At 62.3% G+C, this 18,178-nt stretch carries 17 protein-coding genes; 1 reads left to right on the top strand and 16 read right to left on the bottom strand.

Annotated elements, in window-relative coordinates:
* Positions 1 to 34: 34 nt before the first annotated feature.
* Positions 35 to 1,042: an Ldh family oxidoreductase gene (locus AB7M22_RS07310; RefSeq protein ID WP_454185724.1), complete on the top strand. Its 1,008-nt coding sequence runs from the start codon at positions 35 to 37 to the stop codon at positions 1,040 to 1,042.
* Between the two features lie 120 nt (positions 1,043 to 1,162).
* On the opposite strand, the gene AB7M22_RS07315 is transcribed toward AB7M22_RS07310, so the two are convergent.
* The 16 genes from AB7M22_RS07315 to AB7M22_RS07390 all read right to left on the bottom strand — a co-directional run bounded on the left by AB7M22_RS07315 (position 1,163) and on the right by AB7M22_RS07390 (position 18,080).
* Positions 1,163 to 2,743, bottom strand: coding sequence for an aldehyde dehydrogenase (NADP(+)) (locus tag AB7M22_RS07315; RefSeq protein WP_454185725.1), 1,581 nt, complete (start codon positions 2,741 to 2,743; stop codon positions 1,163 to 1,165).
* A 135-nt stretch (positions 2,744 to 2,878) separates the two neighbouring features.
* The gene (gene abaF / locus AB7M22_RS07320) at positions 2,879 to 4,273 is read right to left on the bottom strand and encodes a fosfomycin efflux MFS transporter AbaF (protein WP_454185726.1); all 1,395 of its coding nucleotides are present in this window, start codon (positions 4,271 to 4,273) and stop codon (positions 2,879 to 2,881) included.
* Positions 4,274 to 4,512: 239 nt separating this feature from the next.
* Positions 4,513 to 5,430, bottom strand: coding sequence for a dihydrodipicolinate synthase family protein (locus AB7M22_RS07325; protein WP_030132201.1), 918 nt, complete (start codon positions 5,428 to 5,430; stop codon positions 4,513 to 4,515).
* Positions 5,431 to 5,739: 309 nt separating this feature from the next.
* Positions 5,740 to 6,768, bottom strand: a complete 1,029-nt coding sequence (locus AB7M22_RS07330) for a trans-3-hydroxy-L-proline dehydratase (protein WP_454185727.1) — start codon at positions 6,766 to 6,768, stop codon at positions 5,740 to 5,742.
* Between the two features lie 272 nt (positions 6,769 to 7,040).
* Positions 7,041 to 7,763, bottom strand: a complete 723-nt coding sequence (locus AB7M22_RS07335; protein ID WP_454185728.1) for an amino acid ABC transporter ATP-binding protein — start codon at positions 7,761 to 7,763, stop codon at positions 7,041 to 7,043.
* Positions 7,756 to 8,406: an amino acid ABC transporter permease gene (locus AB7M22_RS07340; protein WP_007903724.1), complete on the bottom strand. Its 651-nt coding sequence runs from the start codon at positions 8,404 to 8,406 to the stop codon at positions 7,756 to 7,758. The genes AB7M22_RS07335 and AB7M22_RS07340 overlap by 8 nt, the downstream gene beginning before the upstream one ends.
* Before the next feature lie 10 nt (positions 8,407 to 8,416).
* Entirely contained in the window at positions 8,417 to 9,082 is a 666-nt protein-coding gene (locus tag AB7M22_RS07345) for an amino acid ABC transporter permease (RefSeq protein ID WP_007903733.1), read from the bottom strand.
* Positions 9,075 to 10,853 (bottom strand): cis-3-hydroxy-L-proline dehydratase, encoded by a 1,779-nt coding sequence (gene lhpI / locus AB7M22_RS07350; protein WP_454185729.1) that lies wholly within the window; start codon positions 10,851 to 10,853, stop codon positions 9,075 to 9,077. Before lhpI ends, AB7M22_RS07345 begins: the two co-directional genes overlap by 8 nt.
* A 10-nt stretch (positions 10,854 to 10,863) precedes the next feature.
* Positions 10,864 to 11,682 (bottom strand): ABC transporter substrate-binding protein, encoded by an 819-nt coding sequence (locus AB7M22_RS07355; RefSeq protein WP_454185730.1) that lies wholly within the window; start codon positions 11,680 to 11,682, stop codon positions 10,864 to 10,866.
* A gap of 370 nt (positions 11,683 to 12,052) precedes the next feature.
* Positions 12,053 to 12,412 (bottom strand): DUF6124 family protein, encoded by a 360-nt coding sequence (locus tag AB7M22_RS07360; protein ID WP_008071753.1) that lies wholly within the window; start codon positions 12,410 to 12,412, stop codon positions 12,053 to 12,055.
* A 535-nt stretch (positions 12,413 to 12,947) separates the two neighbouring features.
* A complete protein-coding gene (locus AB7M22_RS07365) occupies positions 12,948 to 13,697 on the bottom strand; it encodes a helix-turn-helix domain-containing protein (RefSeq protein WP_454185731.1) in 750 nt (249 codons plus the stop codon).
* 71 nt (positions 13,698 to 13,768) lie between these two features.
* Positions 13,769 to 15,025, bottom strand: a complete 1,257-nt coding sequence (locus tag AB7M22_RS07370; RefSeq protein WP_454188765.1) for an FAD-dependent oxidoreductase — start codon at positions 15,023 to 15,025, stop codon at positions 13,769 to 13,771.
* A complete protein-coding gene (locus AB7M22_RS07375) occupies positions 15,022 to 15,258 on the bottom strand; it encodes a (2Fe-2S)-binding protein (RefSeq protein WP_008074690.1) in 237 nt (78 codons plus the stop codon). The genes AB7M22_RS07370 and AB7M22_RS07375 overlap by 4 nt, the downstream gene beginning before the upstream one ends.
* Positions 15,251 to 16,366, bottom strand: a complete 1,116-nt coding sequence (locus AB7M22_RS07380) for an NAD(P)/FAD-dependent oxidoreductase (protein ID WP_454185732.1) — start codon at positions 16,364 to 16,366, stop codon at positions 15,251 to 15,253. Before AB7M22_RS07380 ends, AB7M22_RS07375 begins: the two co-directional genes overlap by 8 nt.
* Positions 16,363 to 17,295: a 4-hydroxyproline epimerase gene (locus AB7M22_RS07385; protein WP_454185733.1), complete on the bottom strand. Its 933-nt coding sequence runs from the start codon at positions 17,293 to 17,295 to the stop codon at positions 16,363 to 16,365. Before AB7M22_RS07385 ends, AB7M22_RS07380 begins: the two co-directional genes overlap by 4 nt.
* 113 nt (positions 17,296 to 17,408) lie before the next feature.
* Positions 17,409 to 18,080, bottom strand: a complete 672-nt coding sequence (locus AB7M22_RS07390) for a GntR family transcriptional regulator (protein ID WP_007900901.1) — start codon at positions 18,078 to 18,080, stop codon at positions 17,409 to 17,411.
* Between the last annotated feature and the right edge of the window lie 98 nt (positions 18,081 to 18,178).

An 18,178-nucleotide genomic window follows, 5' to 3' on the forward strand; every position in this document is an offset into this window, starting at 1 on the left:
GACCACCCTGACCGGTCTGTCCAAGGAGATGAGCATGATCCGACTGACCCTGATCGAAGCCCGCGAGTTGGCCGAATCGATCCTGTTGCACAACGGTTTTAATCTGGCCCACGCGCAAGCGGTGGCGGCGACGGTGATCGCCGGCGAGCGCGATGGCTGCGCCTCCCACGGTTTGTACCGGATTCTGGGTTGTGTGAATTCCCTGCGGGCCGGCAAGGTGTCGGTCGATGCCGAGCCGCAGGTGATCGACCAAGCGCCGTCGATCGTGCGGGTGGATGCTGGTGGTGGTTTTTCACAGTTGGCGTTTCAGGCCGGGCTTGGGTTGCTGGCGGAGAAAACCCGGGCCAACGGGATTGCGGCGTTGGCGATCAATCGCTGTGTGCATTTCTCGGCGCTGTGGGTGGAGATCGAGCAGTTGACCGCTACCGGGTTGGTGGCGCTGGCGTGTAATCCGAGCCATGCCTGGGTGGCACCGGCTGGGGGGCGTGTGCCGGTGTTCGGCACCAATCCCATTGCCTTTGGCTGGCCGCGGGCGGGGCAGGATCCGTTTGTGTTCGACTTCGCCACCAGTGCGATTGCCCGTGGCGATATCGAGTTGCATCGGCGTGCCGGCAAGGCGATTCCCGAGGGATGGGGCGTGGACGCTGAGGGCCGGCCGAGCACTGATGCCAATGTGGTGCTCGATGGCGGTGCGATGCTGACGTTCGGTGGGCACAAGGGCTCGGCGCTGGCGGCAATGGTGGAGTTGATCGCCGGGCCTTTGATCGGTGATTTGACCAGTGCCGAGTCGCTGGCCTACGACGCGGGCAGCAAGTCGTCGCCGTACCATGGCGAGTTGATCATTGCGCTGGATCCGCGGCGTTTTCTGGGAGTGGCCACTGAGGAACATTTGGCCCGGGCCGAAGTGTTGTTTCAGGGGATTGAAGGGCAGGGCGCACGCTTGCCGTCGCAACGGCGTTATGCGGCGCGGGCACGCAGTGTGGAGGAGGGGATTCAGATTCCCGAGGCGCTGTACAACGACCTGAAAGCACTGCTGGCTTGAATGCGATGAAAATCCTGTAGGAGCGAGGCTTGCCCGCGAAGGCGTCTCGACATTCAACATTGATGTCGTCTGATACACCGCCTTCGCGGGCAAGCCTCGCTCCTACGGGAGGTCGTGTTTTTACAGCGGTTCGCGGTGGCTGTTGCCATCAACCAGTCGCGCAATACCCAACGGGTTGGCGTTTTTCAGGGCGTCGGGCAGTAAGGCGTCCGGGCAGTTCTGGTAGCACACCGGGCGCAGGAAGCGCTCGATGGCCAGGCTGCCGACCGAGGTGCCACGGGCATCGGAGGTCGCGGGATAAGGTCCGCCATGCACCATGGCATCGCAAACTTCGACGCCGGTGGGATAGCCGTTGAACAGCACCCGGCCAACCTTTTGCTCCAGCAGTGCCAGCAGATCGGCGTGTTCCTTCAGGTCCTGTGCTTCGCCAATCAACGTGGCGGTGAGTTGACCGTGCAAACTGTTCAGCGCTTGTCGCAACTCGGCCTTATCGGCCACTTCGACGACGAGGGTGGTCGGGCCGAACACTTCTTCCTGCAACAGCGGATCACCCTTGAGCAGCAGACTGGCATCGGCCTTGAACAGTTGCGGCCACGCTTGATTGCCGTGCTGATCCTGGCCCGCCAGGCGGATTATCCTCGGATGGTCGAGCAAGGCCTGCACACCTTTTTCGTAGCTGCCGAGGGTGCCGGCATTGAGCATGGTTTGCGCCGGTTGTTCGGCCATCAAGGCACTGAGTCGCGCGATGAAAGCGTTGAAGTGGGGGGAGCGCATACCGATCACCAACCCCGGATTGGTACAGAACTGACCGCAACCCTGGACCACCGACGCCACCAGTTCACCGGCGATTTTCTCGCCGCGTGCAAGCAAGGCTTCAGGCAATACCAGCACCGGGTTGATGCTGCTCATTTCGGCGAACACCGGGATCGGTTGTGGCCGTGCGGCGGCCATGTCACAGAGGGCGCGACCGCCTTTCAGCGAACCGGTGAAACCGACGGCCTGGATTGCCGGATGCTTGACCAGCGCTTCACCGACGCCTGCACCGTAGATCATGTTGAACACACCTTTGGGCATGTCGGTTTGCTCGGCGGCGCGGATGATTGCATCGGCCACGTGCTCGGCGGTCGCCATGTGTCCGCTGTGGGCCTTGAACACCACCGGGCAACCGGCGGCCAGAGCGGCAGCGGTATCACCGCCGGCAGTGGAAAAGGCCAGCGGGAAATTACTGGCGCCGAACACGGCCACCGGGCCGACGCCGATCCGGTATTGGCGCAGGTCGACCCGTGGCAGTAGCAGACGTTCGGGCAAGGCGCGGTCGATGCGCGCACCATAGAAATCGCCCCGGCGCAGAACCTGAGCGAACAGGCGCATTTGGCCGCTGGTACGGCTGCGTTCGCCCTGAATGCGCCCGGTCGGCAGGGCAGTTTCGCGGGTGACCCGGTTGACGAATTCATCATCCAGCGCATCCAGTTGCGCGGCGATCGCCTCAAGAAATTCTGCACGGCGAGTCGCCGGCAAGTTGCGAAACGCCGGGTAAGCGGCAGCAGCGGCCTGGGCGGCGGCGTCGACTTCTTCCACGGTGGCTTGCATGAACGAGTAGGGCAGCGCTTCGCCGGTGCTGGCGTCGTGGCTTTGCATCGCGATGTTGCCAGCGGCGCTGCGAGCGCCGCCGATGTAGTTGTGGCCGATGATCTGGGACATGGAAAAACTCCTGTCAAAAAAGGGAACCGGAACCTGTAGGAGCGAGGCTTGCCCGCGAAGGCGGTGTGTCAGACGACATCAATGTTGAATGTCCGACCCCCTTCGCGGGCAAGCCTCGCTCCTACAGGTTTTGCTTCAGGCCAGTGAATCACCCCGGCGTGTGGCCGGCGCGGCGATATCCAGGGCAGCAATGCGCGCGGCGGATTCGGCATCCACCTGATGCAACGACTTGCCACGGGTTTCCCGGGTCAGGCCGACGGCCACGATGGAGATCAGCGCGGCGCCCACCAGGTACCAGGCGATGGGTGTCGAGCTGTGATATTTGTTGAGCAAGGTGATGGCGATCAGCGGTGCCAGGGAACCGGCGAAAATCGGCGCCACCTGGTAGCACAGTGAAAGTGCGGTATAGCGAACGTGGGTCGGGAACATTTCGGCCATCAGGGCCGAGTAGGGCGCATAGGTCATCGACTCGATGCCCAGGCCCAGAATGATCGCCGCCATGATCAGCCAGTTATTGCCGGTGTCCATCATCGGGAAACCGACAAAGCCCCAGAACGCGGTGAGTACCGCGCCGGTCAGATAGATCGGTTTGCGCCCGACGATATCCGACAGATACCCCATCAACGGAATCAGGAAGAAGTGCACCAAGTGCGCGCCGAACATCAGCAGCAGAATTTCCGAGGTGTCCTTGTGCACCACCAGTTTCAGGTAGGTGATCGAAAAGGTCACCACGGTGTAATAGAGGATGTTCTCGGCAAAGCGTGCGCCAATGCCCACCAGCACGGCGCGCCAGTGATGACGCAGCACTTCGACTACGCCCAGCTGTTGCTGCTTGGTCTGCGCCTGACGGGCCTGGGCTTCCTTGAAGATCGGCGCGTCATCGACGCTGGTGCGAATCCAGTAACCGATCAGCACCACCACCGCCGAGAACCAGAACGCCACGCGCCAGCCCCAGGCGAGGAATTGTTCCTCCGACAGGTTCGACGACAACAGCAGCAGCGCGACAGTGGCCACCAGGTTGCCGGCCGGCACCCCGGCTTGCGGCCAACTGGCCCAGAAGCCTCGGCGATTGTCGGGGCAGTGTTCGGACACCAGCAAAATCGCGCCGCCCCATTCACCGCCAAAGGCGAAACCCTGGATCAGCCGCAGCAGCACCAATAACACTGGCGCGGCATAGCCGATCTGGTCGAAGCCGGGCAGGCAACCCATCAGGAAGGTCGTGATGCCGACCACCACCAGGCTCAGTTGCAGCAGGCGCTTGCGGCCAAATTTGTCACCGTAGTGACCGAACACCAAACCGCCCAATGGGCGAGCGAGAAAGCCGACCGCGTACAGGGCGAAGGCGGCGATGATGCCGTCGATGGGGCTGTCGGTCTGGCGGAAGAACAACTGGCCGAAGACCAGTGCGGAGGCTGTGCCGTAGAGAAAAAATTCATACCACTCGGCGACAGTGCCGGCCATGGCGGCGGCCACTACGCGTTTGAGTCCCGAGGGGGTGGTTGCGCGGGAGGTGCTTTGAGGATTGGACATGCTGGCGTTTCCTGTAGGGGCGCAAAGACAGGGCAAACCGTAATGCCGGAAAGTTATGGACCTGAACACCGCAGCCCTGTGGGAGCGAGCCTGCTCGCGATAGTGGCGGATCAGCCAATATTGATGCTGAATGTGCAGCCGTCATCGCGAGCAGGCTCGCTCCCACAAGTTTGCGCACCTTAACTTACCGGTATCAGGGCAAGCCGGGCCGGGTCCGCAAAGACCCGCCCGGCAATCACTCAGAGACCGACGTCTGGCAACTCCGGACGATTGGCCAGGGCCTTGGCCATGATCTGCTCGACGAACACCCGATCGGCTTCCGGCAGTGCCAGGCGTGGCGGACGGGTCAGCGCGCTGCCGCGACCGGCGATGGCTTCGCAGAGCTTGATGCACTGCACCAGGTCGGCACGGGCATCGAGGTGCAGGATCGGCATCAGCCATTCGTAGATCGGCATGGCTTCGGCGAAGCGACCGGCCTTGGCCAGGCGGAAGATGGTTTCGCCTTCTTTCGGGAACACGTTGGACATGCCCGAGACCCAGCCCTCGGCACCCACGGCGATGCTTTCCAGCACCACGTCATCCAGACCTGCGAACAGCACGAAACGATCGCCCACTTCATTGCGCACGTCGATGAAACGACGGGTATCGCCGGACGAATCCTTGAAGCACACCACGTTGTCGCAGTCGGCCAGGGAAATCAGGATGTCCGGGGTGACGTCGTTTTTGTAGATCGGCGGGTTGTTGTAGACCATCAGCGGTACGTCGGCGTTTTTCGCCACGTAGCGGTAGTGCTCGGCGGTCTCGAACGGCTTGGAGCCATAGACCAGCGCCGGCATCAGCATCACGCCGTCGACACCGACCCGGCGCACGGCATTGGCGACCTTGGCCGCTTGCACGCTGGTGAACTCGGCCACACCGCAGATCACTGGCACGCGACCCCGGGAGGCGTCGACCGCGACTTCGGTCACGGCGATTTTTTCTTCGGCGGTCAATGAGGTGTTTTCCCCCACCGAACCGCACACCACCAGGCCTGAGACGCCGTCACGGATCACGTTGGAAATCACCTGATGGGTTTTTTCCAGGTTGATGGTGAAGTCATCGTTGAATTGAGTGGTCACCGCGGGGAAGACGCCACTCCAGTTGATACGTTTGCTCATTGTTGCCTCCGGTTCGTTTTTGTATTTCGTATACGATATTTCAAGTGACAAATTTCGGCTAGTGCTTTTTTCAATCAATCAGGGTTTTTTGCTGGTGGGTGAAATCACTGTGGCTAGGGAGCTTGGGTGGTGAGGCAGCTTGGTTGGTGAGAGAATTACTGTGGCGAGGGGGCTTGCCCCCGTTGGGTTGCGAAGCAGCCCTGAAATCAACCGCCGCTACCTTCTAGAAAGACCGCGTGTGCTGACTTTACGACTGCTTCGCAGCCGAACGGGGGCAAGCCCCCTCGCCACAAAAGCTCCGGTTCGGCGTCAGGCACCCGGCCAGGTGTCTGACAGGCGATAGCCCTGTGGCCACGGATCGCTCGGGTCGAGCAGCAATTGGTGGGTGCCGGTGATCCAGGCCCGGCCGGAAATGCACGGGTAGATCGCCGCTCGCCCGGCCACTTCGGTCAGGGAATCGATGCGGCAATGGAATTCGGAACCAATGATCGAACGGCCAATAAAGCGCTCGCCGACCTGCATCAATCCCTTGGCCTGCAGCACCGCCATGCGCGCCGAGCAACCGGTGCCGGTGGGCGAGCGGTCGATCTTGCCGGGTTGAATCACCACCGCGTTGGCGCCAGTGGCAATGCCATTTTCAACGACGATGGGCGCGGCAATCTGGCAGAAGGAAATATGCGACCACTCGGGGTTCAGCGGATGGACGAAGCCCAGTTGTTCATTGGCCGCGCGAGTGATTTTCAACCCGACCGCTACCAGGTCGGCAGCCTCATCAGGACGAATGGAAAAGCCCAGTCGTTCAGCGTCGGCGATCACAAAACTGTCGCCGCCGTACGCGGTGTCGACCTGCAACGAGCCGAGGCCTTCGACTTCGATCCAGGCGTCTAGGCGGTCAGCGAAGGAGGGCACGTTCTTGATTTCTACCCGCTCGACCTTGCCATCACGGCAATCGGCCACGGCCTCGATCAGGCCGCCGGGCGCTTCGAGCACCAGTCGGGTTTGCGGTTCGGTCATCGGCAGGATGCCGCTGTCGAGCAGCACCGTGGCCACGCACAGCGAATTGGAGCCGGACATCGGTGGCGTGTCCGCCGGTTCCATGATGATCCAGGCCATCTGCGCCCGAGGATCCTTGGCCGGCACCAGCAGGTTGACGTGACGGAACACGCCGCCGCGAGGTTCGTTGAGTACGAAGTTGCGCAAGGTTTGATCCTTGGCGATCCAGCGCGATTGCTCCCACACCGTGGCGCCCGGGGGTGGGGCGATACCGCCGACGATCACATCGCCGACTTCGCCTTCGGCGTGACAGCTGACTACATGAATGACTTTCGATGAGCGCATTGCCTGCTCCTTGTTTTGTTTGTCAGGGCCCCATCGCGGGCAAGCCCGCTCCCACAGGTATCTGTGTTGGCCACCAATTTTGTGTACACCATCAAACCCTGTGGGAGCGAGCTTGCCCGCGATGAGGCCATCAGTTACTTCACCGATTTTGCGTACACCAACAACCCCTGTGGGAGCGGGCTTGCCCGCGATGAGGCCATCAGTTACCTCACCGATTTTGCGTACACCTACAACCCCTGTGGGAGCGAGCCTGCTCGCGATGGGGCCATCAGTTACTTCACCGATTTCAGAAATGCCGCCGTTTCCGCATGCACCGGATTACCAATCACCTGATCAGGCGAACCAATCTCATGCACCAGGCCATTGCGAAAGAACGCCACGCGGTCGGAGACATCGCGGGCAAAGCGGATTTCGTGGGTCACCAGCACCATGGTCATGCCGTCTTCGGCGAGCATGCGCATGGTGTCCAGCACCTCACCGACCAATTGCGGATCGAGGGCCGAGGTGGCTTCGTCGAACAGCATGTAGTCCGGCGACATGGCCAGGGCGCGGGCAATCGCCATGCGTTGTTGCTGACCGCCGGACAACTTGCCCGGGAAGGTCTTGAGCTTGTCGCCAAGGCCCACGTGGGTCAGTTGCTGCACCGCCAGTTCCTCGGCCTCGGCCTTGCTTTTACCCAAGACTTTGCGCGGGGCCAGCATCACGTTTTCCAGCACTGTCAGGTGGGGGAAGGCATTCCATTGCTGGAACACGATGCCGATTTTCTGCCGCAAGCGGTTGAGGTCGGTGGCGCTGTCATGCACCTCGACGCCGTCGACGCGGATGTTGCCTTTCTGGATCGGTTCCAGGCCGTTGATGCACATCAGCAAGGTCGATTTGCCGGAGCCTGAGCCGCCGATGATCGACACCACCTCGCCCTTGTTCACCGTCAGGCTGACACCCTTGACCACGGCGAGGTCGCCGAAGGATTTATGTACGTTGTCGATCTCAATCATTTTCTTGCCACCTTCTTTCCAGACGAGCGCCCAGGCGTGCGACCACCAGGCTCATGACGTAGTAAATAAGGCCCGCGATGCACAGCACCAGCAACGGTTCCTGGATGCGGGTGACGATGGTTTGCGAGGCGCGCAGCAGTTCGACGATGCCGATCCACATCACCAGCGCGGTGTCTTTCATCACCCCGAGCACCAGGTTCAGCCAGCCGGGAAAAGCCACTCGGGTGGCCATCGGCAGGACGATCCAGCGCAGGTCCTGCAGGAAGCTCAGGCCCAGCGAGCGACTGGCCCGGCGCAGGGTGAACGGCACCGACAACACACCAGCGCGCACGATCTCGGTGAAGTACGCGGCGGCGTAAACCCCCAGCACGATGCAGCCGACGCTGAAGGCGCTGATGTTCAAGCCGACGATGCTTTTGAGCGAGTTGAACAGCACGAACTGGATCAGCAGCGGCACGCTGCGAAACACATCCAGCACCCAGGCCAGGGGCAAACTGGCCCGTGGCAACAAGGCCCGCAGCAGGCCGAAGAGCAAGCCGGCCAGGGAGCCGAGCATGATCGACCAGAACGTCAGTTGCAGCGTGACCCAGGCGCCATTGAGCAGGAACAACAGGTCATTGGAGGAAAAACCGGTGGCAAACATGGACAGCTCCTCAGTAACGGAACAACCGCCAGGCCATCAGCCGGGCTGCCGCGACGATCGCCTTGGCAATCAGGTAATACAGCACCGCTGCAATGGCGAAGAACTCGAAGGTGCGGAACGTTTTGACGTTGTAGTCCTGGGTCACGCCGGTCAGGTCATTGTTCAGCCCGACGATCACCCCCAGCGACGTCATCAGCACCGCCCAGACCATCTGATTAGTCAGTGGGTAGAAGACGATCCGCAGCAGCTGCGGGACGATGATCATGCGATAGGCCTGGAAGGCACTCATGCCCAGCGAACGTGCGGCGCGCACTTGTGTGTCCGGGACGGCCTTGAGGCCACCGCGAAAGTTCTCCGCCAGATACCCGGCATTGTTGAAGGTGATCCCGGCCAGCAGGGCGAGCCATGAACTGACGTGCAGGCCCAGCGAGCCGAGGCCGAAGTAGAGGACGTAGATCTGGAACAGCGACGGGGTATTACGCGCGATCGATACCCAGCCGTTGCCGATGCCGCGCAGCAGCGGGTTTTTGCTTTCGCGCATCACGGTCAGGGCCAGGGCGATCAGCACGCCGAAGATCATCGACAGCGCCGCGGTCTCGAAGGTGACCAGGGCACCGGCAAGCATGTCCGGCAGGGCGCGTAGCGCTGAGCGCCATTGGAAGCTGTAGTCAAACATGCGCAGGGCTCTCCAGTAGGGCGGCAGGTTGTAGCCACGCCGGCAGGCGCCCGCTGGCGGTGGCATTGCAGGCGGCATCGACGCATTCTTTGATGCTGGCGAAATGCACCTTGCGGCCCACCAGGCCGGGTGCGTAATGGGCGTATTTGCCGGAGTTGGTCATCAAGGTTTTTGCGCCCGGCGGGATCACCGGTTCGCCGAGCATGCACCAGCAGGTATCGGTGACCAGGGTGGCGCCGAAAGCTTCGATCACGGGGATATGCCCGGCTTCGCGAGCCTGCTCCAGCACGGCACGGCCGCAGGTAATGGCGAGGACCACATCAGGGTGTTTGTGCCGACCGAGGCACAGCCGCGCGAGGTGGGCGAACTCGCTGAGGGAGAAATGCGGATTGCCCAGCGAAACCACATCCACCCGGTTGTCGCGGGCACTGTTGAGCTCGTACCAGCTGACCAATAGATCGTTCAGTCGGATTTTTTCCACGGGTAGAAACCCATCCACTTCCAGCACCTGCGCCGGGTCGATAGCCTCCGGGGTTATCCCGGCGATATGGAACAAGGGCGCGGCGGAGGTGGTGGCAAATGCCGCGCCGAAAGCTTTGAGATTGTCCAGGCTCGGCTGGCGGTTTTCCAACCCGTGCACCAGTGGAATCCGGCTGCCCGCCAGCGCGCCGATGTGGTAACCGAGCAGCGGGTAGAAAGCGTCATCCAGTTCACCCAACGCGGGCAACTCGACTTGCAAGCCGGCCTTGCGTTGCGCGTCCAGGTGGCAGCCGATCAACGGGGCGCGACCGGTCAGCGCGATGCAGATGTCCAGGTAGTCCGGGTACTTCAGGGTGCGTGCGCCGAGCACGCTATTGGCATAAACCACCGCGTTGGATTCGGCCCAGACGATCTGCTCGCCGGCCTTCGGCGCGCTGTCGAGCAGGTAGGGCGCGCAGGTGAAACTCAGCTGTGCACCCATCGCCATATAGGCATCACCCAACGCACTGGCCGGTTCACCGAGTGCCGGATCGATGCCCAACTCGCGCCAGCGGCGCTGGTCCACGGAGATCGAATTGAGCGTGGTGGGCACCCGCACTGTTGCTCCCCATTGCACCAACTGTTGGGCAAAACGCAGGCTCGCCGGTCCCGTGTAAATGCAACCGTCGATGTGCGCCTGAGTGACGTCCAGCAGACTGTGCGCACCTTGCAATTCGGCCATGCGCAGGACGATCTGCATGGCCACCTGCGCGGCCTTGCCATGCTGGCCGTCGAGCAGCGCCCGGTCGTGTTCGGTGAGTTCGATCGCGGTGGCGATATCGGCGCTCGGCCAAGGGCTGTCGAGTGCCTGCCAGGCATCGCCCGGCGGGTGCTCGAACAGGCTCAGCGTTGTGTCCTCGACCCGAGCGAAGACCTTGCCGCGCAGGGCGGCGAAGGCCTCCCGGCCGATGCACAGCACCGGCAGGGAACGCTCGAAAATGGTCTGTGCCACGAGCACGCCCAGGGTCAGGATCTCATCGGGTTCGGCCAGCACCAGTGCGGCCGGTGCGTGACCGTTGCTGATCAGTTCCATCAACACGCTACTGCCGGTGCACGAGCCGCGACCGCTGGGGATGGCCAGGACGCGGCCGGCCAGGTATTCGCCGCTGAGCGGGTGGTGACGGTCAATGATCTCGCCGCTGTGCGGATCGACCCCGCCCCAGAAACTCAACCCGATATCGGCGAACAGCAGGGCGCCCTCGGCGGCGCCCGCGACCAGGCTGCGACCGGTCAGAGAAGTGGGCCTAGGCATGCCGGACATCTCAGTAGTAGACCTGTGGCACGGTCAGGTTGGTCGGCGAGATTTCAGTGCCGACCCATTTGACGAACAGCTCCTTGTAACGACCGGTGCGCACCTGCTGGTTGACGAACAGGTTGAGGTAATTGAGCAGGCCATACTCGTTGCGCTTGGCGCCGAGGGAAACGTAGTCGATCACGTACGGCGCGTTACCGGCGACCTTCAGGTTTTTGTATTTGCCGGATTTGAGGGTGGCGGCTGCGACGGTGTTGGTGACCACGGTGGCGGCGATATGGCCCTGGGCGACGGCCAGCAGGGTGTCGTTCTGCGACTGATAGGCGCGGAAGGTGCCGGTGCCCCAGCTCTTCACGTCTTTCTCCAGGGCTATGGCCTCATAAGTGCCGCTGGTGTTGCCCACGGGTTTGCCCTTGAGGTCATCGAAGCTGTTGATGCCGGTGTCGTCGCGGGTCAGCACCACCATCTGGAAGGCAAAGTAGGGCACGGTGAGGCCGACGGTCTTGGCCCGTTCCAGGGTGTCGGAGGTGGAGGCGACGATCACGTCGGCCCGCCCGGAAACCAGCGCCGGAATGCGGTCCGGGAATGGCGTCTCTACCACTTCGGCGTCGACCCCAAGGATTTTCGCCAGGTCATGGCAGTAGTCCACGTCGAAACCGGCCGGGTTGTTACCTGCATCGCGAAAACCCATGGGCGGGAAGTCCAGGGTCACGGCGCAGCGCAGCTTGCCCGAACCGATAATGTCGTCGAGCTTGTCGGCCTGGGCGCTGGCGATAAAGGAGGTACTGAGAACAGCGCTGAGGGCTACGGCAAATGCGGGGTTTTTCATAGAGGCCTCGTTGATGTGAAGTGCTGTTGGATATCGTATTGGGGATTTCGTATACGATATTAACAATAGCAATCAACGTGCCCATTTCCAGGGTGAGGCGCGAATTTAGTGTCAGGCCTTGAAGTAGAGGTGTTGCGGTGGCGCAACTGGAGGGGAGTGACGCCGTGAAGGCTTGGACCCGCAACGGCGGGTGTTACAGATGGGAGCAATGGTTGTGCGAGGCGCCCCTTTAAGGAACACCGGGCCCTGCTGATCATTCCCACGCTCCGCGTGGGAATGCCTCAACGGACGCTCTGCGTTCGGCTCTGGAAGGGGACGCGGAGCGTCCCGGGCTGCATTCCCACGCAGAGCGTGGGAACGATCATCCTCGCTAACCTCGCGGGTCGAGGTTATCCAGCACCCGATTCACCGCCAGCTCCCCGAGCATGACCACCGATTGAATCCCCAACATCATGTTGCGATGTGGCATGTCCATCAATCCGGCGAACTCGCTGAGCATCATGCTCGCTGACGCCAGGGATTCGCAGGCGTTGACCAATAGGGTTTCGTTATCGACCTCGGTGCCCACATGGTAAATGGTGCTGGGTTTGCGCTTGGTGTCTTTGGGGATGGGCGGCTTGAGGTAATGGTCGAGGGCGCGGTCGGCGGCTTCGTTGAGCTTTTTCGAATCGAGGGATTCGTAGGGGGATGTTGGGTCGGTTTCAGGTGGATTGGGTGTAGGTTTGATCATGATGAAGCTCCTAGAGTCATGGAGCGGCCACGGTTCGCTGCGAGACGAAAAGAGGTGGCAGCTATACGCAGGTCGCAGACCGGGACTCTAGAACCGGCAGACCCGAAGGTCTCCCACGTACAGCCGCCATAACATGAACGGACAGGCGTACCTGTTCACGAACGGAGGATGTTGTGCGTCTAGAGATACACGGGCTGCGAAACCCGATCGCTGATTCGTCAGCGACCCGGAAACGATAGAGCCCGGCCTCAAGGCGCACAAGCCGGCGGATTCTGGCGTAGTCGTAGGCAACGGCGCAAGGATGTGTAGCCTGGGTGAGTGTCTGGAAGTGTCGTTTAAACAGTGCTTGTTTAGCAGTCTGACACCAGGCCTTGTAGCGGCTGTACCGGCCTCATCGCGGGCAAGCCCGCTCCCACAGGTATCTGCGTTGGCCAAAGAATTTGTGAGCGACACCAATCACTGTGGGAGCGGGCTTGCCCGCGATGAGGCCCGAAAGAACACCCTCAAACCCAGGACCAAATCACCAGAAAATGCCCTAACGCTGATTATCGCGATACTGACTCGGTGACAAGCTGGTCAACGCGCGAAACTGTCGGCTGAAGGCACTGTGGTCGGTGTAACCGCAGCGCAGGGCGATTTCGGTGATTGGCAGGTCGGTGTGCAGTAACAGCCGCGAACCTTCTTCCAGACGCGCCTTGTGAATCATCTGCCGTGGGGTGAGCTGGAACACCCGTTTGCAGTGACGCTCCAGTTGCGCCACGGAATAGCCGGCGAGGGCGGTCAGTTCGGCGAGGCTGATGGCGCGGGCGAAGTGGCTGCGGATATGCGCATCCACGGCGGCGAGTTTCTGGAACGCGGGATGGTTGGACTGAGGGGATTGCAGGTCGCGGGAGATCCCGGCCAGGCCAACGATCTGACCCTGTTCATCGTGCAAGGCGAGTTTGTGGGTCAGGCACCAGATCGGTTGGTTACCGTAATACAGGTGCAGCTCCAGTTGGTCGGCCAGTTCGCGGCCGCTGGACAATACCCGTCGATCCTGTTCGGTGTACAGCGGGCCGAAGCGTTCCGGGAAGACCATTTCGGCGGTGAGCCCCAGCAGCTCCTCGCGATGTTTGAAACCGCAACGCCGGGCCAGGGTCTGGTTGACGAAGGCGTAGCGGGCTTCGCAGTCCTTGATGAAAAACACCACGTCCGAGAGGGTATCGAGCAGCGGCGCGATCGGCTGCAGACTGTTCAGCAGCGTTGGCAGGTCGCAGGGTTTGAAGGTGCTGAGCGAGGGATACATGGCGCTGGAGTCTGAGGGCGACCTCGGGATCATAGAGGCTCGGCAGCGTGGCCGAAACCCCCGAGGGGGAATCAGGCCGGCGGGGTGTCGTCCAGGCACATCAAGGTCTCGATTCGCGCCGGGCTGAAGGGTGGGCGAGGCGCCGAGGGTTGCCAGCCAAACAGATGCTGCACCGCACCGCCACACACACGGCCTTGGCAGGCGCCCATGCCGCAGCGACTGGCCAGCTTGGCTTCGCGCCAGTCAGTGTGCCCGACCAGCGCGGCGTAAGGCACGTCTTCGCAGCGGCAGACCAGGGTGTCGGGTTGGGCCAGGGACTTGAGTGACGGGGCGAGGGCGAATGCCTGATTCAGTGCCTTGGCAAAACCCTGCCAGCGTGCCCGGCGTGGCCACAATTGGCGGGCCGCTTCAAGGTTACCGACCGCCGCGTGGCCAGCAATTGCACCTTCGACCAACGCCAGTTCACTGCCACCAAACCCGGTGCATTCGCCTGCCGCATAATGATCGACGCGGCTGCTGGCCTGCCAGGCATCCACCGCCAAGGCCTGACCTTCGATGGCATAACCCAGTGCCTGGCCCAATTGAATGTTCGGGATCAAGCCGAAACCACAGGCCAGCCGATCACATTCCAGTTCGACGATTTTGCCTTGCTGTTGCAGACGCACGCCTTCCAATCGGTCAGTGCCAAGGGCGGCCAACACATGAGTCGCGGTGCGGTAATGACGGTCGAACAAGCTGAACGATTGCATCAGCTTGTTGGGCCAGCGGGGCAGTTGCGCGGCGAAACCGGCAACGGCAATGCGCGAGCCTTGCTCGGCGATGCGTTGTACCTGGGCGCCATGTTTTTTCGCGGTGGCGGCACTCGCCAGTAATAGCGGGCCGCTACCGGCGATCACCACGCGCTCACCCTGCACCGGCACACCGGCCTTGATCAGCGCCTGCAAGCCACCGGCCCCGGTCACGCCAGGCAGTGTCCAGCCGGGGAAGGGCAGCAGCAACTCGCGGGCGCCGGTGCACAGAATCAGTTTGTCGTAGCTGATCAACCAGCCGTCGTCATCATCTTCGACCAACAGTTGTTTCGCACCGGGACTGGCGATCACCCGGGTGCCGGCGTGATGACGGATGTTGCTGCAGGACTGCAAACGCTCACGCAGGCGAAGGGCCTGATCGGGCACGTTGGCTTGAGGGCCGTCACGCCAGATTTGTCCACCCGGCAGCGGGTTGTCGTCGAGCACGACGATGCGTGCGCCGCTGGGCGCAGCGGCGAGGGCAGCGGCCATGCCAGCGGGGCCGGCACCGATGATCAACAGATCGGCGTATTCGTTCATGGGCATGTCTGCACCTGCATGCCGTCTCGGCACAAAGTCTGGCAGGCCAGGCGTCGCCGGCCGTCGATGGTCACCCGGCATTCCTGGCAGATGCCCATGCCGCACAGTGGAGCGCGGCGCTGACCACTGACCGACGTGCGCGTGCAGCCGTCGCTACCCAACGCCAAGGCAGCGGCGACGCTGGTGCCCTCGGCCACCTTCAAGGCGCGGCCGTCCAGCAGCAATTCAGGCATAGGCAGGTTCTCCGAGAAAACGCTGGGGCAGATAGGGTTGTGCCGCCAGTGGCGGGGTTTCGTCGAACAGTTGCGCCACCAGCAAGTCGGCGGTGCCAGGAGCCGTGGTGACGCCCAACCCTTCATGACCGACGGCCAGCCACAAGCCTTGGCGCTGTGGATGCTGGCCCACCAGCGGCAGACCATCGGGGCTGGCGGCGCGAAAGCCGGTCCAGGCGCGGATGCCGTTGAGCCGGGCCAGCCCCGGCATGTACTCGGCGGCGCGCTTGAGCATTTTCGCCAGCATCCAGCCTTCGACTTGCGGGTCGGTGGTGCCGAATTGGCGCGAGGTACCGATGAACAATTGCCCGGTGGGGCGCGGCTGGATATTGCAGGCGGTCGACGGCCCCGTGGCGTTGTGGGCGCTGGTGACGTAACCCAGTTCGACCAAGGTGTGGGTGACGGTGCGGGGGTAGCGGTCGGTAATCAGCAGATGACCTTTTTTCGGCTCGATGGGCAATTCCGGGCACAGTTCGTTGGCCTGAATACCGTTGGCCAACACCACCGCTTCGGCACTCAACCAGTGGCCGTCATCGAGGCATACGCGGTTGCCATCGACTGCGCTGACCCGCGCCCGGCGCTGACGAATGTTCGGCGTGTCGAGCATCCAGCTGGCTGTCGCCGGCGCATAAAGAATGCCGTCGCCATTGATCAACAAGCCGCCTTCCAGACCTTCGCGCAGTTCCGGTTCACGCTGGCACAAAGCACTGGCGCTGACCAATTCGCACGCCACGCCCTGGGTTTTCAGGTTCAGGTATTTGCCATGGGCGACCGCCATTTCCTCGGCGTTGGCCGCGAGCCACAGCGTGCCGTTGTTGCGATAGGCGCAGCCGTCGGGCAGGTCCGGTGCCAGCTCACGCCAGCGTTGCAGGGAATATTGACTCAGGGCCAGCTCGGCCGGGTTGTCGTCGAGCACCAGCAGGTGGCCCATGCCCGCCGCCGTCGCACCGTGCAGGCCGGCGTCCAGCACCAGCACCTGCAAGCCACGACGGGCCAGCGCCTGGGCACAGGCGGCGCCGATGATGCCGGCGCCGATCACAATCACATCGGCCACAAGGCCCTCGTTCATGGACGAATGCCCCAGGCGAACGGGTCATCCTGTTCGATGATCAAACTGGCTTCGGCGCTGATAAAAGCGCGGCCGCGAATGGTCGGCACAACGCGCTCGCCCTGCCATTCGTAAGAGCCTTCGAACTCGCTGCCGATGACACTGGCCTGGCGCCAGATCTGTCCCGGTTGCAGTTTGTCGTCCGCTGCCAGGCACGCCAGTTTGGCACTGGTGCCGGTGCCGCACGGTGAGCGGTCATAAGCCTTGCCGGGGCAGAGGACGAAGTTGCGGCTGTCGGCGTGATCGTCATCACTGAACAGCTCGACATGGTCGATCAGCCCGCCGTCTTCGCCGCGAATACCCTGGGCCTCCAGCGCCTGTTGCACGGCGTAGGTGTAAGCGGTCAGCGCGTCGAGGTTATCGCCGGCCACCCGCAGGCCATGCTCGGCAATCAGGAAAAACCAGTTGCCGCCCCAGGCAATATCGCCGACCACCTGGCCGATGCCCGGCACCTGCAACACCAACGCCTTGCGGTAACGGTAGGCCGGCACATTGCGCACGCTCACCGAATGGTCTTCGTGCAGGGTCGCCTGCACCGTGCCCACCGGCGTTTCGATGCGGTGCACGCCGGGGCCGATCTTGCCCAAGTGCGCCAACGACGCCACCAGGCCGATGGTGCCGTGGCCGCACATGCCCAGGTAACCGCTGTTGTTGAAGAAAATCACCCCGGCACACGCACTCGGGTCCACAGGCGTGCAGAGCAAGGCACCCACCAGCACGTCGCTGCCACGGGGTTCGAGCACACAAGCGGCGCGCCATTGATCGTGATGTTCGGCGAGCTGCTTGCGGCGTTCGGCCATGCTGCCGGTGCCCAGGTCAGGAAAGCCTGCGGTCACCAGGCGGGTCGGTTCGCCTCCGGTGTGGGAGTCGATCACGGTGATGCGTTTCATGGGAGGGCCACGTCCGTTCAGATGAGTGAACGAAAGAGTGGCCTGTGCAGCGGGGTGTCGGCTTGATGGATTTATCCTGTGCCGATGACGAAATCAGCACAGCATTCTAGTGGTCAGTGCGCGTGAGGCAGGTGCTCGAACAGGGTCTTGCAGACCCCGGCAATGTGCTCGTCCAGCAGCTTTACCGCCAGATCCACATCCCCGGCACGACAGGCTTTGATGATCTCACGGTGCTCGTGATCAGCCCGTTCCTTGCCGGCCGACAGGCTCATCTGCATGCGCAGGTAGCGCTCCAGCTTGTCGTTGACCGAACGAATCAGGCTGACCAGAAATGGTCGTTGCGCCGGCTCATAGAGGCAAGCGTGCAGCTCCCAATTGAGCTCGGCCCAGCGGCCCACGTCGTCCTCGCCGATGAACTCCTGACAGATACGCTCGGCACGGGCGAAGGTTTCTTCGGTCATGTTGGGAATGGCCAGGCGCAGTATTTTGTCCTCCAGCAACATCCGCACTTCGAACATCTGCGCCAGCTCCGCATCGGAAACCCGCGTGACCATCGCCCCGCGATTGCGCTGGAACATCACCAGCCCTTCGGCCTCCAGCCGCTTGAGGGCCTCGCGCACCGGAATCTTGCTGACGTTGAACTGGCGGGCAATGTCGTCCTGGCGAATCGGCTCATCTTCGGCGAAATGCCCGGCGACGATCGCGTCCCGCAGATGACGGGTGATGATTTCCGAGGTCGAAGGTGTATTGCCAAGGTCGGGAGCGTTGAGTTTGGGTAGGTTCACGGCAGCGGTCGTTTGGAGTGAGATGGCGATAGGGTATACGAAATTCTTTCGCTGCGAAGTTCCAGGCGATGGCCGCCCCGAAGAATAGGCATCAGCGG

The organism is Pseudomonas sp. ADAK2 TE3594, assembly GCF_053628675.1.

Bases quoted from the DNA above. Each gene is read 5' to 3' on its own strand.
- AB7M22_RS07335 (WP_454185728.1), bottom strand. From the start codon at position 7,763: ATGATTGAGATCGACAACGTACATAAATCCTTCGGCGACCTCGCCGTG.
- AB7M22_RS07315 (WP_454185725.1), bottom strand. From the start codon at position 2,743: ATGTCCCAGATCATCGGCCACAACTACATCGGCGGCGCTCGCAGCGCC.
- AB7M22_RS07380 (WP_454185732.1), bottom strand. From the start codon at position 16,366: ATGAACGAGGGCCTTGTGGCCGATGTGATTGTGATCGGCGCCGGCATC.
- AB7M22_RS07325 (WP_030132201.1), bottom strand. From the start codon at position 5,430: ATGAGCAAACGTATCAACTGGAGTGGCGTCTTCCCCGCGGTGACCACT.
- abaF (WP_454185726.1), bottom strand. From the start codon at position 4,273: ATGTCCAATCCTCAAAGCACCTCCCGCGCAACCACCCCCTCGGGACTC.
- AB7M22_RS07365 (WP_454185731.1), bottom strand. From the start codon at position 13,697: ATGTATCCCTCGCTCAGCACCTTCAAACCCTGCGACCTGCCAACGCTG.
- AB7M22_RS07330 (WP_454185727.1), bottom strand. From the start codon at position 6,768: ATGCGCTCATCGAAAGTCATTCATGTAGTCAGCTGTCACGCCGAAGGC.
- AB7M22_RS07360 (WP_008071753.1), bottom strand. From the start codon at position 12,412: ATGATCAAACCTACACCCAATCCACCTGAAACCGACCCAACATCCCCC.
- AB7M22_RS07345 (WP_007903733.1), bottom strand. From the start codon at position 9,082: ATGTTTGACTACAGCTTCCAATGGCGCTCAGCGCTACGCGCCCTGCCG.
- AB7M22_RS07340 (WP_007903724.1), bottom strand. From the start codon at position 8,406: ATGTTTGCCACCGGTTTTTCCTCCAATGACCTGTTGTTCCTGCTCAAT.
- AB7M22_RS07355 (WP_454185730.1), bottom strand. From the start codon at position 11,682: ATGAAAAACCCCGCATTTGCCGTAGCCCTCAGCGCTGTTCTCAGTACC.
- AB7M22_RS07385 (WP_454185733.1), bottom strand. From the start codon at position 17,295: ATGAAACGCATCACCGTGATCGACTCCCACACCGGAGGCGAACCGACC.
- lhpI (WP_454185729.1), bottom strand. From the start codon at position 10,853: ATGCCTAGGCCCACTTCTCTGACCGGTCGCAGCCTGGTCGCGGGCGCC.
- AB7M22_RS07375 (WP_008074690.1), bottom strand. From the start codon at position 15,258: ATGCCTGAATTGCTGCTGGACGGCCGCGCCTTGAAGGTGGCCGAGGGC.
- AB7M22_RS07370 (WP_454188765.1), bottom strand. From the start codon at position 15,025: ATGAACGAATACGCCGATCTGTTGATCATCGGTGCCGGCCCCGCTGGC.
- AB7M22_RS07310 (WP_454185724.1), top strand. From the start codon at position 35: ATGATCCGACTGACCCTGATCGAAGCCCGCGAGTTGGCCGAATCGATC.